The sequence below is a fragment of the Shewanella sp. 30m-14 genome (genome assembly GCF_052977125.1).
On record NZ_JBRILW010000004.1, the window covers coordinates 94,367 to 111,783 of the forward strand.

A 17,417-nucleotide genomic window follows, 5' to 3' on the forward strand; every position below is an offset into this window, starting at 1 on the left:
TAATGGCTTGATTAAGCCGTTGTTTAACTAGTCATAACGAGCCACTCGTTATACATAGGTTTGATCGCTAAAAGCCTTATAAACAGTTTGATAGGTGTTGTGCATAGCTAGATTGCTGTTTTGGGGTACCTATGATCAATGTTGGCATTTTGTTAATAAAGACGCTGCAGGCTGACTAATGTTTGAGCGTTTTTTATAGTCGTTATCGGTTATTCATCTTTACTGGCAATTTGAATCTGCAGTTGCTCGGTTTCTGCAGCGCACCATACCACTGACACATTGCGGTTCTCGTCGGTACTTGCGGTTAATATTCGAGTGATCACGGGGGCGGGGTAAGCCGCATTATCAAGGTAAGTTTTTACTCTTTCAATACGCCTTTGTGCTAACCACTTATTATACTTGCGCGCTTCTTCAGTGGTTTGAGTTTGATTGACTTTAAATTCGAGCAGCAAATAACCGCTATTGGCTTGGGTGTTTTTACTTAACTTATCGAGTTGCGATGCGTAATGTCCTGCAAAATAAGAGCTATTCTTTGCATAAGGAATATCGACTATATGGGTTTGGTTATCACATTGTGCGGCCACGCTTCCTGCGAACAATAAACCAACTACGGCTATAGACTTCATTTTGTACATCCTTGATAACATGAAAACTTTTTAAAAACTAACAGCGTAAAAACAGCTGGATCGTTCAAATTCGAGAGCAATTTATGCTATTAGTATCTGAAAAGCAATCATCTTTAGATCAATTATTCTAATGATGCTTTGGCGGATATTAGAGTCAAACCCACAACCTAGTTTCACGACCTAATATGCTATTAACCAGGCTCATAAAATTGATGCCGCAATGTCGCCTAGGATGATGTGAGTTAGGTTACAGCTAAAAAAATACTGAGCGTGCATCAAGAGAGGGGCATTTTTACGGCTCAATTTAAGGTTAGAATTTTATCAATAACATAAGTATGTTATATGCTAGGTGTTTTGTTTATTGTCCTAGACTCTAGCGCGAGTTAGAGCCTGAACTAGAGCCTTAAATCGGGGGACAAAGTAGGGTTACTCTTATGATGACTCTGATTATGACAAAAGACAGCGTTGAAACACCATTGAGCCCAAACAAACAGATCTGTTTCTCGCTCCACTGCGTAATGACAGCCTCTATTAGCCTAGGTTATTGTGCAATGCCGTATATGCGTATTTAGTGGCGGTAATTATGGACTTTACTCAGCCTTTATAAATCAGTCTTTATAAATCTGTCGTAATAGTGGCTGAAACACTGATTGAAAAGCCGTTAAAGCAGTAGCAAAAATAACAGATGCACTTTAAGGAGCACAAATGGCGACAGTTGATCTTATCATTATTGGCGGTGGCATTAACGGTGCTGGTATTGCTCAGTGCGCGGCTGCGGCCGGTTATAGTGTGCTATTACTTGAACGAGACACTATTGCTGCGCAAACATCAGCCAACTCTAGCAAGCTTATTCACGGTGGCCTACGATATCTTGAGTCCGGACAACTGCCGTTAGTGAGAAAGTCACTGGCCGAGCGTAAAGCTTTGCTACAGCTTGCTCCCTCTTTAGTGAATCCAATCCCATTTTATATTCCCGTATATGACACCAGTCGTCGCAGTTCATGGGCGATCAGGGCGGGACTGAGTTTGTATGCCATGCTTAGCGATTTCGATGCGCTAGGGCAGTTTAAATCGATACCCTCAGTGCATTGGTCGAAAATCAAAGGGCTCAAACTCAACGGGCTTAAGGCTGTTTATCAATATTGGGATGCGCAAACAGACGACAAACTTCTGACCCAGGCGGTCGTAAAAAATGCCCGTTCTTTAGGTGCCCATGTTATTGAGCATGCAAAATGTACTCATATCGAGCATTTGCAAAGTCATTGTATCGTGCGTTACCAAGCCGACGGTGCTGAGCAAGAGGTAGAAGCGTTGGCGGTGGTGAACGCGGCGGGTCCCTGGGTGAACCATGTGTTAGATAATGTGGTCCCGCCCATTGCAGCAGAGCCCATAGAATGGGTGCAGGGCAGTCATTTGCTGCTCGATATTCCGGCTAATGACGGCATTCTTTACCTTGAGTCTTGCTTTGACAAACGGGTGATTTTTGTGATGCCTTGGAATGGTAATACCTTGATTGGCACCACTGAAGTCGTGCTTGATAAGTTAAACGGCAAACCCCAGATAACCGCCGAAGAGGAGGCGTATTTACTGGGTATTTATCAACACTACTTTGCCCAGTTTGGTGATGTAGAGGCATTGAAAACGCGGGTGGTTGACAGCTTTTGTGGAATTAGAGTGCTACCAAAACAGGCTGGCAATTCATTTGATCGCCCAAGAGATACCCTGCAAAAAAGTCAGCTAAGCCACCCTAAGTTATTAAGCCTCTATGGAGGCAAGCTGACAACTTATAGGACGACGGCAACAGAAGTGCTCGAATGGGTGGAAGACTCTATCGGTAAGCGCCAGCCATTAGCCGATTTTGAGCGACTAATGTTGGATTAGCTAAGCAGGTAAAGCAAAGCACTAAAAGATTTATATTGTTTTTAGCTTATCGCCTCTGCAAGCTTGGTTTAACTTGTGACAGATTACTGCCGTTTTTTTAGGTTTCATTATTTTGTAACGTTAGTGTCATATTCTGTATCTGTTATTCTAAGCAGCTTATTTAAAGCACTTATTTTAAAGGCGTCTTGGCGCACATATTGATGGATGGTTATGTTTCAAATTTTTCTTCGTTTTTTTTCGTTAGGCCTAGTGTCATTTGGCGGGCCAGCAGCGCACATCGGTTACTTTAGGCAGACTTTTGTACAGGAGCTGAAATGGCTCGATGACAAACACTATGGCAGCTTGGTGGCGTTAAGCCAGTTTATGCCTGGACCGGGCTCGAGCCAGGTGGGTTTTGCGATTGGTTACCATCGCGGCGGGCTGTTAGGGGCTATTTCCGCCTTTCTAGGCTTCACCCTTCCTTCGTTTATTCTATTATTTTTACTCGCAGTAACCAGTAGCCAGTGGCTGGATTATTCATTTACTCAAGGAATAATCCACGGGCTTAAACTACTGGCTGTGGTCGTGGTTGCTGATGCCATTTGGATTATGTTTAAGCAGTTTTGTCAGCGTAAGCAAGCCAAGCTATTAATGGTCTTAAGTTGCGTGATTATCTTGCTGCAGCCTTCGATGCTTGTACAGTTTGGCTTGCTCATCGTAGCCGCTATGGTGGGTCGCTATTACTTATCTGCTGAGGATGATGAACCTAAGGCAACGGCGCAGCAACCGATAAAACTCAACTTCTTTTGGTTAAGTATCTTCAGCGGCTTATTGATTGCTTCCTTGGTGGTCATAGGGTTATCTAAGCAAGCTGGGATATCGAATTTAACTGAGTTGTTTAGCCAGTTCTATCAAGTGGGTAGCATGGTTTTTGGCGGTGGGCATGTGGTGCTGCCTTTACTGCAATCGAGTGTTGGCGATGCGATGAGTAACGATCAGTTCTTAACGGGGTATGCGTTAGCTCAAGCTGTGCCGGGGCCTATGTTTGCCTTAGCCGCATTTTTAGGTGCAGAGATCTGGGTGCAACAGCCGTTAATGGGGGCCTTGGTTGCGACACTCGCTATTTTCCTGCCGGGATTCTTACTTATGCTGGTGGCACTTAAAAGCTGGCATGCTCTCAGCGCGCGGCCGCAAGTGGTAGGCGCGGTTGCGGGAGTGAATGCTTGTGTGGTCGGTTTCTTGTTGGCGGCGCTTTATAATCCTATATTTATCAGTGCTGTGCTATCTCCGCTTGATATGGCCTTGGTGGTGTTAGGTTTTGGTCTGTTTAAAATCTTTAAGCCAAATATATTTATCCTAGTGACAGGTTTTGGTGTTGCAGGGGCGCTAGTGGGCGCGTTTATGAGTTAGCAGCTAGCTAAACGAAAACCAACAAAAAGGCCGTAAGCGCATGCGCTTACGGCCTTTTTTGATCTACTTTGACGCTAGTTACGCTAGTTACGCTAGTTCTGCTGTCATTTCGGCTACTTCTTCTGCTACCTTTTCAGCTTTTACCGCACACACCTTGAACTCTGGGATTTTAGCCACTGGGTCGAGGGCGTTGTTAGTCAGCTTGTTGGCGGCAGATTCTGCAAAGTGGAACGGCAGGAACAAGACCCCAGCCTGAGCACGTTTAGTGACAAATGCCTTAATTTCAATCTCTCCGCGCCTTGTGCTGAGTTTGAGCATATCACCGTTATTCACGCCGAGCTTGTCAGCATCAAATACCGAAATCATCACCCTAGCGCTACCGAGTTGATTGAGTCCCTCAGTTTTGCGAGTCATGGTGCCAGTGTGGAATTGCTCCAATAAGCGTCCAGTTGATAAGACCAATGGATACTCTTTACACGGCATTTCGGCGGGAAGACGGTAGTGCACAGCGCGCATCTTACCTTTGCCATGAGTAAACTCTCTGGTATGCAAAATAGGCGTGCCAGGGTGACCTTCAGCTGGGCAGGGCCACTGCAGACCCTGGAGGCCATTGCTCGTTAGGCTGTCGATAACTTTCCAGGTAATGCCGCGATATTGTGGCGTGACGTCGGTGATCTCATGCCAAATCTGCTTTTCATTTTGGTAGCCCCAATCTTCACCCATCTTGGTGGCAATAAGTTGGATTATTTGCCAATCATTCTTGGCAAGACCCGGTGGCGTAACAGCGGGGAGTAACTGCTGCACTCGGCGCTCGGTATTGGTGAAATGCCCTAGCTTTTCGGCAAACGCGGCCGCAGGCAAGACCACATCGGCTAGCTCGGCAGTCTCTGTTAAGAAGATATCTTGCACCACTACAAACTCTGCCGCAGCTAGGCCTTGCAATACGTGCTTTTGGTCAGGATCGCTCAGCACTGGGTTTTCGCCCATGACATATAGCCCTTTAAGCTCGCCGTGAGATAACGCGTGCATCATCTCTGTTGCTGACAGTCCTACCTCTGCACTGAGATCTTCTTTTCCCCAAGCTTCGCGAAAGCGCATTTGGACCAGTGGGTCGTCAAGTTTCTGATAGCCGCTAAAGTAATTTGGCAGGGCGCCCATATCGCAGGCGCCTTGCACGTTACTCTGGCCGCGCAGAGGGTTAATTCCCGCTCCTTTTACGCCAATATTGCCACACAGTAACTGCAGGTTAGATATCGCGGTGACGTTATCGTGACCAGAAGTATGTTGAGTGATCCCCATGGCATAGTAGACTGCTGTTTTTTCTGCAGTACCGATAAGGTGAGCCATTTCGATAATATCTTTAGCGCTCACGCCGGTAATTAACTCTGCATTCTTAGGGCTGTAATCGGTGCTCATCACTTCATCATAGAGCTGACTAAAACCTTCGACTCTAGCTTGAATGTAATCAAGATCATGCCAATCATTTTTGATGATCTGCTGCATAATGGCATTCAGTAGCATGACATCTGAGCCCGGTCTGTGTGCCACATAAAGCTGGGCTTTATCGGCGATAGAGACGCGCTTAGGATCGGCAACGATTAAACGAGCACCATGTTCGCTTACTGCTTGCTTGATGCGAGAGGCGATAATCGGGTGAGCGCTTTCGGTATCTGAGCCAAGAATAAAGATAAGGTCGCTGTCTTTAATGCTTGGAATGTCGTTTGTCATCGCACCGCTGCCTAAGCTTTCGCGCAGTGCGGTAACCGTTGAGGCGTGACATAAGCGAGCGCAGTGGTCGATATTGTTATTACCAATAACGCTGCGGAAGAACTTTTGGAAAACGTAGTTATCTTCGTTAGTGGCTTTAGCTGAAGACAAACCCGCTAGCGCTTTATCACCATAGGTTTGTTTGATCTCCCCAAAGCGCTGCGCCACAACCGAGATGGCTTCTTCCCAACTCGCAGGCACTAATTGACCATTTTTGCGGATAAGCGGCGTGGTTAGGCGTTTGTCGCTGCCAACAAAGTCAAAACCAAAGCGACCTTTAACGCATAGCATGCCTTCATTTACAGGCGATGATGTATCACCACTGATATGGCGGATTTGGTTCTTTTGCTCATCCACATGCAAGTTAACTCGGCAACCAATGCCGCAATAGGTACAAATAGTCGATACGATTTTAAGCGGCGCTTTTTGTGCTGGTGTCAGCCCTTGAGTCTTATCGCGGGCATCAACTAGCGCGCCTGTTGGGCACACCTGTACACAGTTGCCACATTGCACGCAGTCGCTGTCGTTCATGCTAACGCTAAAGCCCACTCGCGGGGCTTTGCGCTCGTCACTTTCACTTGAGCTGGCACATGAGATTGGCAGGGCGTGGTAATGATCTTTGGCAAAAGATATCGCGTTGTGGCCACTGGCACCTTTACAGGTTTCAACACAGGCACCACAGCTAATGCAGCGGTTAGCATCAAAGGTAATAAATGGCGCGCTGGTATCAATGCTAAAATGTTGCGCCTGGCTAAGATCAAGCTCGCTGGCTTTAACCTTATACTCGGTCGCATAATCTCGTAGCTTACAGTCGGTGTTTGCCTGACAGGCACATTCTAAGCAGCGCGCGGCTTCCTTCATCGCTTCATCGGCGGCAAAGCCAAGTTCAACCTCACTAAAATTCAGGGCGCGCTGTAGCTTATCAAGCTCAGGCATTAGGCTGCGAGATTGCACACTTGCAGCAGGATAAAGCGCATCTGCCTTAAGGGATTTTAGTGCGCGAGTCTTAGCGGCCTTAGTTGAGTTAAATGGCTGTTTTACTAGCTCACAAGTCAAACCCTGGTTAAGGAGTTTCTCAATGGCATCGGCAGCTTTTCGACCATCAGCCACAGCAGCAACCGCGGTGGCTGGACCTGTACGAGAGTCGCCAATCACAAACAGTTTATCGAGCCCAGCAGATTGCCCTGCCGACATGGTGTGCTCGCAACCCTCGAAGGTATTCCAGCGAGTAAGAGCGACTTCACCAGTGGCAAGTTGGCTTTGTGGATCTTCAAGAAACGCCATATCAGGGGTTTGCGAAACCGCAGGGATCACGGTATCGAACGCTTCAGTAAAGGTCTCCCCCGTTGGGGTTGGGCTGCGACGACCAGAGCTGTCTGGTTCTCCAAGCGCCATCACTTCAAAGGTCACTTGTGCCACGCGGCCATTATCATCGCAGTGGTTTTCAATCGGATTGGTTAAGAAGTGGAACTTGATCCCTTCTTGCTCAGCTTCATGGATCTCATAGTCTTCTGCTGGCATTTCATCACGTGTACGGCGGTAGACCAGCGTGACATCGGCGCCATCACGTTTGGCTGTGCGGGCACAATCTATGGCGGTATTTCCACCACCAATCACTGCGACTTTTTTACCTGTGATGTATTGTTTGTCGGTGCAGTAATCTTTTAAATAATCTACGCCTAAATAACAGCCGTCTAGCTCGATACCGGGGTAGTTCATTGGCACGGCTTTTTGCGCGCCGATGGCTAAACAAACCGCATCAAAATCATCAATTAAACCGTTAAGGTGAATGTCACGACCAAGGCGTGTATCGGTTTTAATCTTGAGACCATTTTTACACAGCAGGTCAATTTCTTTATCGAGAATAGCCTTAGGCAGACGATACTCTGGAATGCCGTATCTTAACCAGCCGCCAGCTTGCGGCATTGACTCGAAAATAGTGACATTGTGACCATTATTCGACAGGTAATATCCTGCTGAAATGCCCGCTGGGCCGCTACCGATAATAGCAACTTTTTTATTGGTATCAGCAAGTCTTGGCGGCACATATGGCGCATCGCCTTCTAGATCTAAATCGGCGGCGTGACGTTTTAATTGGCGGATAGCAACAGGCTCATCGACCAAGCCACGGCGGCATTCAGATTCACAAAAAGCGGGGCAGACACGGCCAATAGAGAGTGGCAAAGGTAAGGTCTGCTTAATGACTTTAACGGCTTCAGTGTGATCGCCTTGAGCGATATGGTACAGGTAAGACTGTACGTCAACGCCCGCGGGGCAAGCCGTTTGGCAAGGCGCCTCACAGTCGGCAAAGTGATCAGACAAGATCACTTGCAGCGCCGCTTTTCGCTGTTTACTCAGCGCTGCTGATTGGGTGATCACTTGAATGTTTTGCGCAGCAATATCGCTAACAAGGGTTTCGCAGGCGCGCACATGGGTAATGCTGTTATCGTCTGTATGCAGCTCTACATGGCACAAATTACAGTGCTGCTTGCTATCGTGTACTAAAGAGCTTTTTACTAAATAACGGGCATTGCTCTTACACAGATTGGGGATGGCAATATCGGCATTAAGCGCGACATCTAACAGAGTGTCTTGTTGTTTGGCAACTAAGGTCTTGCCATCAATTATTATTTGTTTCATCGCATTGGCCTTTATTTATAGGGTCGCAGCTTGATTGAATACGCTTCATTAGGCTTTGAGAACCTAGGCGCAACATCAGCATTCACAGAGAACGGACTTGGCGAAATAGTTATAACTTGGAGTATACCTGTGGCCTTTTTTTACGCAGAAAATGCAGCTTGGATTTCAGTGGGAACTGCGGGGTATTTCACACTTGCAGCTTAAAATGTGCACCTTGGTTTTACTGGTGTACGGTAGTGCTGCGTCAGTTGGCGTTTTGTGGTCATTGGGCCTGGTTTATCGGTGGTTTGTCGGTGAATACAGTGCGGTTTGGTTATCGTGTCAGCGATTTTGTTCAATGTAAACCCCACCCAAGGCGCCGAAAAACCTTCAGTGAAAGCGTTGAAGGCCGCAGTGGCGCTAGATAATACTGCCGATATAACGTTAGCGGGAGGGCGGGGCGATAAAGGTCACGGAAGCGCAATAGATACCGTTGAGCAATGACACGAAATGGCGTTAAATGAAAACAATTGAGATTAGCGCAGTAGTAATATTTGGTTAAATATTAGTTTTTAGCACTTGAGTTAGCTTTGTTGAATAAAATTGCTGTTTTGTGCGCTTTTGCCGCTATGTTTCATGCAAAGCATGAGTTAAAATAGCGGGTTTTCTATCTGTGAATAATTGAGCCGATAATCGATGGCGTTGTGTCGTCATTGTTTCCTAGCCAAAAACTCATTTAAAAGTTGATTAAATCATGTTTGAAGTAAATCCAGTTAAATTCAAAATCAAGGAGCTCGCTGACCGTACCGACCTTCTTCGGGGGTATCTTTGACTACGATGCCAAAAGTGAGCGTCTAGAAGAAGTGAGCCGAGAGCTTGAAAGCTCTGAAGTTTGGAACGATCCAGATAACGCCCAAGCCTTAGGCAAAGAGCGTGCAGCCCTTGAAGCGGTAGTGAAAACTATCGATGATATGGACAGTGGCCTAGAAGATATCGAGGGTTTACTCGAACTTGCCGTTGAAGAAGATGATGAAGAAACCTTCAATGATGCCGCTGCTGAATTACAAGATCTTGAGAAGCGCTTAGAGGAACTTGAGTTCCGTCGCATGTTCTCGGGTCCACATGATGCATCAGATTGTTATTTAGATATTCAATCAGGTTCTGGCGGTACAGAGGCTCAAGACTGGGCAAACATGGTACTGCGTATGTTTTTACGTTGGGGTGATGCCCATGATTACAAACCTGAATTGATTGAAGTGACCGGTGGTGATGTTGCCGGCATTAAAGGCGCAACCATCAAGTTTACTGGCGAATATGCCTTTGGCTCACTGCGTACGGAAACCGGTGTACACCGTTTAGTCCGTAAGTCGCCATTTGACTCATCAGGTAAGCGTCACACCTCTTTCTGTTCGGTATTCGTTTACCCAGAGATTGATGACTCGATTGAGATTGATATCAATCCATCGGACTTAAGAATTGACACCTACCGTGCATCAGGCGCGGGTGGTCAGCACGTTAACAAAACTGAGTCAGCGATCCGTATTACGCATCTGCCGACCAACACTGTGGTGCAATGTCAGAACGACCGTTCGCAGCATAAAAACCGTGATGCAGCGATGAAACAGCTAAAAGCAAAACTGTATGAGCTAGAAATGCTTAAGCAGAATGCTGATAAGCAAGCCGCCGAAGATGCCAAGTCAGATATTGGCTGGGGCAGCCAGATCCGTTCATACGTGCTCGATGATGCACGTATTAAAGATCTACGTACCGGCGTTGAAAACCGAAATACCCAGAGCGTTTTAGATGGCGATCTGGACAAGTTTATTGAAGCTAGCCTGAAATCTGGCCTTTAACGAGAGAAGAAGATGACTGAACAAACACTAGACGAGAACAAGTTAATTGCAGAGCGTCGTGCAAAATTAGAGCACATTCGTACCAACTGCCCTGCAAACGGTCACCCGAACAACTTCGATCGCAAACACAAAGCGGCAGACATTCAAGCTGAATTTGGTCAAAACACCAAAGAAGAGCTTGAAGGCATGGGCATTGAGCGCTCTATCGCTGGCCGTGTTATGGCTAAGCGTGGTCCTTTCTTGGTGATCCAAGATGTGAGCGGTCGTATCCAAGCTTATGCGGGTAAAGATGTTCAAAAAGATCTTAAAGAGAAGTTCCTGGGTCTAGATATCGGTGACATCATCGGTGTGACCGGTCAGCTACACCTTTCAGGTAAGGGCGATCTATACGTGAACATGGAACAGTACCAGTTGCTAACTAAAGCACTGCGTCCACTGCCTGAAAAGTTCCACGGCCTAACAGACCAAGAGACGCGTTACCGTCAGCGTTATGTTGACTTGATCGTTAACGAAGATTCTCGTGCAGCCTTTATCATGCGTTCTAAAGTCGTTTCGGCTATTCGTAACTTCATGGTAAAGAAAGAGTTCATGGAAGTTGAAACACCAATGATGCACAGCATCCCAGGTGGCGCTTCTGCTCGTCCATTCGAGACGCATCACAATGCGCTTGATATCGCTATGTACCTGCGTATTGCTCCTGAGCTATACCTTAAGCGTTTAGTGGTCGGTGGTTTTGAGCGCGTATTCGAAATCAACCGTAACTTCCGTAACGAAGGTCTGTCTCCACGACATAACCCAGAATTCACTATGATGGAATTCTATATGGCGTATGCAGACTTTAACGATCTAATGGATCTGACTGAAGAGATGCTAAGCTCTATCGCGACTGAGCTTTGTGGTTCTCCACAGCTTCCATACGGTGAGCACACAGTTGACTTTGGTGGCCCATATGCACGTTTGAGCATGTTGGATGCGATCAAGAAGTACAATCCTGACAACGCAACCATTCAGTCTATGACTTACGAAGAAGTTAAAGATGTTGAGTTTATGCGTGACTTGGCTAAGAGCCTAGGCATGACAGTTGAGAAGTTCTGGACTTGTGGTCAGCTACTAGAAGAGATCTTTGGTGAAACAGCTGAAACTCAGTTGATGCAACCTACGTTCATCACTGGCTACCCAGCGGATATTTCTCCACTAGCACGTCGTAACGATGACAACCATTTCATCACTGACCGTTTCGAGTTCTTCATCGGCGGCCGCGAAGTGGCTAACGGTTTCTCTGAGCTTAACGATGCAGAAGATCAAGACAGTCGCTTTAAAGCGCAGGTTGATGCAAAAGATGCGGGTGATGACGAAGCGATGTTCTACGATGCAGACTACATTACTGCACTAGAGCACGGCTTACCGCCAACTGCTGGTCAAGGTATCGGTATTGACCGTCTCGTGATGCTATTTACGAATACGCATACTATTCGTGACGTTATCCTATTCCCAGCTATGCGCCCACAAGCGAACTAAATAACCGGGATATTACTGCAAAGTCGTGTTTGTTGCGCCAACTTGCATTAGTAACGATTTAAAAACCAGCTCTAGGGCTGGTTTTTTTATGCCTGTTTGCCAATGGAAGCTTGGCGACTTCTGCATTAATGACTTCATAAGAGAGCAACCATGGCATCATTTTTCGGCTTAGTTTGCCAAAAAACGCTATGGTTGGTCACTTTCTTATGCAAGTTGGTATCAGTGATAGGTATCACTAATTGTTATAAGTGATAGGTATATAGGGCATTAGAGAGGTAACTCGCTAGTTTGTTGATTGAAGTCAACTAAATTTAACTGGGTCCCTTGTATTTTGTCCTGTCATCAAAAATAGATTTAAGTGTCTGACAATTAGAGTATTAGTTCGGTAAGGCTTTTGAGGCGCATTGAATATCCTAGCGCTAGTCATTGGCTTAATCTTTATTTTTTTCGTTAACAATACTAGTGTTATGGCTGTTTTATTGCTCAATTTTTGATGATGGGCAAAACAAACGTACGACTCATTTATGTATCAATCATGAATAAGGCGTGTTCGAACTACCTCTAAAAGACTGATAGGGCATTGATTTGATTAATATCAATATAACGCAAGCACAACGGGATGAGTGGCAGCAATCTATCGATATGCTGGCACGAATAGCCCAGTGCAAGGCCGCGTTATTACAGATAGATCAAGCTGACCAGCTTATTCCTATTAGTTATGCCAATATGACCGAAGAGCAGCTTAATCAGCTGCCAGCCAGCCATGAGCAAGTGTATGGCCAATCTGACATCACGCCGTTTAAAAAGTCCTTTGATATCAGTAAGCCAGAAGACGATTCACTGCAGTGTTTATTTCCGATCAACTGGCCTTATGGAGCCTTGTTTGGCTATATTTGCCTGATTACATCACCTGACAATAGTCAGCAAAATGTAACTCAAGGCGCGGCCTGTCACGCTGAAAAGCAAGCCGATATTCGACGCCTACTAGCAATATGCGGCAGCAGTATCGAACAAAGCCTAAGTCATGTATATCGACAATTTAAACAGCAACAGAATAAGCTTCGAAGGGTAAGTGAAAGAGCAAGTGAGGTTAGCTTACAAGCCTTTATTGACAGTATGAAAGAGCATGTGTGGATGAAAGATACATCTGGACGCTATATTTTGGTTAATCAAAGTGTAGAACTTGCCTGGAATCGCCCACGAGAGCAGATCCTTGATTATACCGATGATGAACTATTTGAATCCCGTTTAGCCAAGCATTTTATTGCCAGCGATATTGAATCGATTCGTAAAGGAAGAGAAGTCTCGGTTGGCGAATGTGAAGGCTTAGATATTGGTGATACCGAGTCCTGGCAGGAAACCACCAAGGTTCCTGTTATCAATGATAATGGGGAGCTGGCTGGCGTTATCGGCATTTCACGTAATATATCTTCTCATAAAGCCGCGCAAGATCAGCTTGAGTTAGCCTCACGGGTGTTCGAAAACTCGGTCGAGGGCGTGATCATCACAGATATTGACGGCACTATAGTCAATGCACATGGTGCTTTTAGGGAGATCACCGGATATGAAAAAGAGGAGCTCTTAGGGCAAAACCCAAGAGTGTTTAACTCTGGTCGGCATAAGAAAACATTTTTTACTACGCTGTGGGATGACTTGCTGAAAAAAGGTAAATGGCACGGGGAGGTTTGGAATCGGCGTAAAAACGGTGCCATATTTCCGCAAATACTTAATATCAGTGCCGTTTACGATGATGAATATAAGATCCGTTTTTTTGTGGCAGTATTTAATGATATTTCGGCTCAAAAGCAAAGTGAAGCAGAGTTGGCTAAAGTCGCATTTCATGATCCGCTGACAAAGTTACCTAATCGCATGGCGCTTACAGCAAGATTAGAGCAAGAGCTTAAACAGGCGCGTCATAGCCAAAATCGTCTGGGGCTAGTCTATATCGATGTCGATCTTTTTAAGCAGGTAAACGAAAGCTATGGTCACCTTGTCGGCGATGAAGTCCTGCTTGAGCTGAGTCAACGATTTCGCTCAGGGTTAAATAACCTCGCTACTGCGGCAAGGCTTGGTAGCGATGAGTTTGCGGTAATTTTATCTAATATTGATAACAGTGACATGTTGTTACTCAGCGTCAATAAACTTAGACAAATGTTCGATCAGCCCTTCACCTTAGGTGAACATGGCCAAGCGCGTTTAACAGCGAGTATGGGGGTCGCGATGTATCCTGATGATGGCCAAGATTCAAGTAGTTTAATGGTCAGGGCTGAAGTGGCGATGCACAGAGCTAAACATGACGGGCGTAATAATTATGCTTTTTACACCGAATCCTTAACCCAGGAGTCAGTGGCAAAACTTAAGCTTCAAAGTGCACTGCATGATGCACTTGAACTTGATGCTTTCTATTTGGTGTTCCAACCTAAAATTAGCTTTGTGACGGGTAAAACGGTTGGTTTCGAAGCCTTGCTTCGCTGGAATGATCCGGTACTGGGTAATATCTCCCCGGCGATTTTTATTCCTTTAGCGGAAAAGATCGGCTTAATTCAAGATATCGGTCGCTGGGTATTAATCAAGGCTTGCGAACAGGGGCTAAAATGGCATGAGCAAGGTATTTGCTTTGGACGGATAGCGGTGAATGTTGCTGGTCAGCAGCTTCAGCGTCGTAGTTTTGTCGATGAAGTTACAGAGATCCTTAAAGATACGGGGTTAGCTGCGACGAGTTTAGAGCTTGAGGTCACAGAAAGTTGCATGATGTCAGATCCCGAACTGGTCAGCCAAGGCTTAGCTAAGTTAGGGGATATGGGGATTGAAGTCTCGGTAGATGATTTTGGTACAGGCTATTCATCATTGAGCTACCTTAAGACACTGCCTATCCATAAGCTCAAAATTGACCAGTCATTTGTGGCGGGCTTGCCACTTGATACTCACAACACCGCGATTGCAAAAGCCATTATCGCGATGGGACATGCGTTAAATTTGCAGGTGGTCGCCGAAGGGGTTGAAACGCAAGAGCAAGCAGACTTCTTAAAAGCTAACCAGTGCGATGAAGCGCAGGGCTATCTTTATAGTCGCCCAAAACTGCCTGAAGATCTGACTGATTTCTTTTAAGTATTAACATCCTGCTTAACCCCTCTAATACCCTATTAAGAGAAGCGATTATTAATGGAGAGGGTCGTTAACAGAGGCGGCTATGAATAGAGACGGTAGTCGACGTCAATTGGCTGCTGTGAACCGTTTTGTTACGACAGTTCTGTTACGATCTGGGCAACAGGAATAACATCACCGGGAAGCATAGCATTAAGCTTAATATTCCCAATCCTAACTCTAACCAGTCTTAAAGTCGGTAACCCAACCGCTGCCGTCATCTTTCTTACCTGACGGTTTTTTCCTTCGCCAATGGTTATTGAAATCCAGCTAGTAGGCCCATGGCGAGCATCGCGGATTTTTCTTCCTCTAGTCGGCAAATCAGGTTCAGGATCAAGCAGTTTAACCTTGCAAGGTAAAGTCTGGTATTTTCCGCCGCTAATGCCAATTTCAACTCCTTGGCTAAGCTGCAAAATTTGCGCCTGAGTCACCTCTCCATCTACCTGTACATAGTATTCTTTTTCAATGGTTTTACTGCGGATAAGGTGACTTTGCATCCCATCGGTTGTGAGCAGAAGTAAACCTTCAGAGTCATGATCCAGTCGGCCAATGGCCATGGTTTTATCAGGAAAGTCGTATAGCTCACCGAGTAGTGGCTTGCTCTTACGAGATTCAGGTACAAACTGGCTTAAGTATTTATAAGGTTTATAAATAATAAAGTGGCAGTGGGGTTGCTCTGTGGCTGTACCTGAGTCGGACATAGTTGAAACTCGAAATTTGTGGACAGGTTAGTATAACCTGAATTGCGCGTGATTAAGCTATTTAGCCGCTGGGCAGAGATAGCAATGATTAAATAATAGCTAATGACAGCGCTGTCATTTGAGGTTATAGTTATGTTACATAGTTAACTGCGAGTGCCGTTTTGGTCTCTTAGCACTAATGGTTTTAAGCCAAACTCAGCGCTTACGGGCTGAACTTAGTTAACTGCATCGTTTCGGATTTCGCTTGGTTGACTACAGCTAACACATATTGGATTAAGTTTATGCAAATCGTAATATTAAAAGACAGTGCCTCGGTAGCTGAATACGGCGCCAACATTTTTATTAAGCAGCTGCAACAAAAGGCTGATTCGGTATTGGGTTTAGCAACAGGCTCAACGCCGGTGTCCTTGTATCAAGGTTTGATAGCAGCCAATAAAGCTAAGCAGATCTCCTTTAAAAATGTCACCACTTTCAATCTAGATGAATATCTAGGTCTTGAGGGAACGCATCCTCAAAGCTATCGCTATTTTATGAATGAGCAGCTTTTCGACCATATCGATATTGATAAGTCACACACTTTTGTGCCGCCAGGTGACGCAGCTAACCCGATTGAAGCGTGCCATGGTTATGAAGCGCAAATTAAGGCGGCTGGTGGCATCGATATCCAGTTACTCGGCATTGGCCGTAACGGTCATATTGGCTTTAATGAACCATCATCTGGTTTGATGTCGCGCACACGAGTAAAAACCTTAACTAAGGCCACGATTGATGATAACGCGCGCTTTTTTGACGCGGGTGAGTATCAGCCACACCTGTCGATCACCATGGGAATTGGCACCATATTAGATGCCAAGAAGGTGGTGTTATTGGCTACAGGCGAAAATAAAGCTGATGCGATTTTAGCGACCGTGGAAGGGGCATTAACCGCAGCTTGCCCAGCTTCTGCGTTGCAATTGCACCAAGATGCGGTGTTAGTCATCGATGAAGCCGCCGCATCAAAGCTTACAGATTGTGATTTTTATAAACACATCGAAGCTGAAAACCAAAAGCTGATGGCGAGATTAGGGCTTTAATGATTACGGCTATTTGTTTAAACAACTTACATAAATAGAAAGAACAAATAGAAAGTTGAACATAGAAAAGAGACAAGTATAGCTTGTCTTTTTTTATGCCATTTTTACCCTCTCCCAGCCTATTTTAATACCTTGAGGTTTGCGAGAGGTTAACCCAATTAATCAGCCAAAATTGTCATTGTGTTAATAATATGTATATTCTTAATTCATCTCGCACGACAGCAGTATAAATAGGTCATGCTTCTTATCAAAAAGAGTAAATGATAATGCTGAAAAGATTCCTGCTTTTGATATTAGTGGTCATCGCTGCGCCATTTATTGTGGCTTTGTTTGTCACTAACCATTATTCGGTGACATCGCAAATCACCATAGACAAGCCCGTTGCAGAAGTGTTCGATTACGTTAAGTTGCTTAAAAACCAAGATAACTTTAGTGTTTGGGCGCAGATGGATCCTGATATGCAAAAAAACTACCGCGGCACAGACGGTATGGTGGGCTTTGTTGCTGGTTGGGCGAGTGACAAAGAAGACGTTGGCGTGGGTGAACAAGAGATTATGCGTATTGATGACGATAAGCGAATCGATTATGAGCTGAGATTTTTTAAACCCTTTGAGTCAACGGATTTGGCCTATATCGAAACTCAGGCTATTTCTGCAGATCAAACGCGAGTGATATGGGGCTTTGACGGACAGTTAGCGTACCCGATGAATTTGATGTTCCTGTTTATGGACTTCGAGGGCATGATTGAGAATGACTTAAGCCTAGGACTGACTAAGCTAAAAACGGTTGTTGAGGCACACTAGGCCTGACAGGTAGATCAATTGAAGGGCAAGTGAAGGAACCGAT

12 protein-coding genes are annotated in these 17,417 nt (G+C 45.5%); 9 read left to right on the forward strand and 3 right to left on the reverse strand.

The annotated features are described in order from the left end of the window. Positions 1-209: 209 nt before the first annotated feature. Positions 210-626, reverse strand: coding sequence for a hypothetical protein (locus tag ACVBIU_RS04440; protein WP_447163180.1), 417 nt, complete (start codon positions 624-626; stop codon positions 210-212). Positions 627-1,060: 434 nt separating this feature from the next. On the opposite strand from ACVBIU_RS04440, the gene ACVBIU_RS04445 reads away from it, so the two are divergent. From ACVBIU_RS04445 to chrA, 3 genes are all read left to right on the forward strand, one after another. Then, positions 1,061-1,198 (forward strand): hypothetical protein, encoded by a 138-nt coding sequence (locus tag ACVBIU_RS04445; RefSeq protein WP_447162190.1) that lies wholly within the window; start codon positions 1,061-1,063, stop codon positions 1,196-1,198. 133 nt (positions 1,199-1,331) lie between these two features. Further along, the gene (locus ACVBIU_RS04450) at positions 1,332-2,507 is read left to right on the forward strand and encodes a glycerol-3-phosphate dehydrogenase/oxidase (protein WP_447163181.1); all 1,176 of its coding nucleotides are present in this window, start codon (positions 1,332-1,334) and stop codon (positions 2,505-2,507) included. Positions 2,508-2,717: 210 nt separating this feature from the next. After that, positions 2,718-3,896 carry a chromate efflux transporter gene (chrA, locus tag ACVBIU_RS04455; protein ID WP_447162188.1) on the forward strand — a complete coding sequence of 393 codons (1,179 nt, stop codon included), beginning with the start codon at positions 2,718-2,720 and terminating at the stop codon, positions 3,894-3,896. Positions 3,897-3,983: 87 nt separating this feature from the next. Here chrA and fdhF read toward each other — a convergent pair whose 3' ends face one another. Continuing rightward, entirely contained in the window at positions 3,984-8,303 is a 4,320-nt protein-coding gene (gene fdhF, locus ACVBIU_RS04460; protein ID WP_447163182.1) for a formate dehydrogenase subunit alpha, read from the reverse strand. Between the two features lie 318 nt (positions 8,304-8,621). Here fdhF and ACVBIU_RS04465 point away from each other — a divergent pair, with 318 nt between their 5' ends. From ACVBIU_RS04465 to ACVBIU_RS04480, 4 genes are all read left to right on the forward strand, one after another. After that, positions 8,622-8,786 carry a hypothetical protein gene (locus ACVBIU_RS04465; protein ID WP_447162186.1) on the forward strand — a complete coding sequence of 55 codons (165 nt, stop codon included), beginning with the start codon at positions 8,622-8,624 and terminating at the stop codon, positions 8,784-8,786. A 250-nt stretch (positions 8,787-9,036) separates the two neighbouring features. Further along, a protein-coding gene (gene prfB / locus ACVBIU_RS04470; RefSeq protein ID WP_447162185.1) for a peptide chain release factor 2 occupies positions 9,037-10,135 on the forward strand; the annotation gives its coding sequence in 2 pieces (ribosomal slippage) (positions 9,037-9,111 and positions 9,113-10,135; 1,098 coding nt in all). Between the two features lie 12 nt (positions 10,136-10,147). Beyond that, positions 10,148-11,653, forward strand: a complete 1,506-nt coding sequence (lysS, locus tag ACVBIU_RS04475) for a lysine--tRNA ligase (protein ID WP_447162184.1) — start codon at positions 10,148-10,150, stop codon at positions 11,651-11,653. Between the two features lie 585 nt (positions 11,654-12,238). After that, complete coding sequence (locus ACVBIU_RS04480; RefSeq protein WP_447163183.1) at positions 12,239-14,761, forward strand: EAL domain-containing protein; 2,523 nt, start codon at positions 12,239-12,241, stop codon at positions 14,759-14,761. Between the two features lie 131 nt (positions 14,762-14,892). On the opposite strand, the gene ACVBIU_RS04485 is transcribed toward ACVBIU_RS04480, so the two are convergent. Continuing rightward, positions 14,893-15,498 carry a pseudouridine synthase gene (locus ACVBIU_RS04485; protein WP_447163184.1) on the reverse strand — a complete coding sequence of 202 codons (606 nt, stop codon included), beginning with the start codon at positions 15,496-15,498 and terminating at the stop codon, positions 14,893-14,895. 281 nt (positions 15,499-15,779) lie between these two features. Between ACVBIU_RS04485 and nagB the strand changes: the two genes are divergently transcribed. Continuing rightward, entirely contained in the window at positions 15,780-16,571 is a 792-nt protein-coding gene (nagB, locus tag ACVBIU_RS04490; protein WP_447163185.1) for a glucosamine-6-phosphate deaminase, read from the forward strand. A 266-nt stretch (positions 16,572-16,837) separates the two neighbouring features. Continuing rightward, the gene (locus ACVBIU_RS04495) at positions 16,838-17,374 is read left to right on the forward strand and encodes an SRPBCC family protein (RefSeq protein WP_447162180.1); all 537 of its coding nucleotides are present in this window, start codon (positions 16,838-16,840) and stop codon (positions 17,372-17,374) included. The last annotated feature ends 43 nt before the right edge of the window (positions 17,375-17,417 follow it).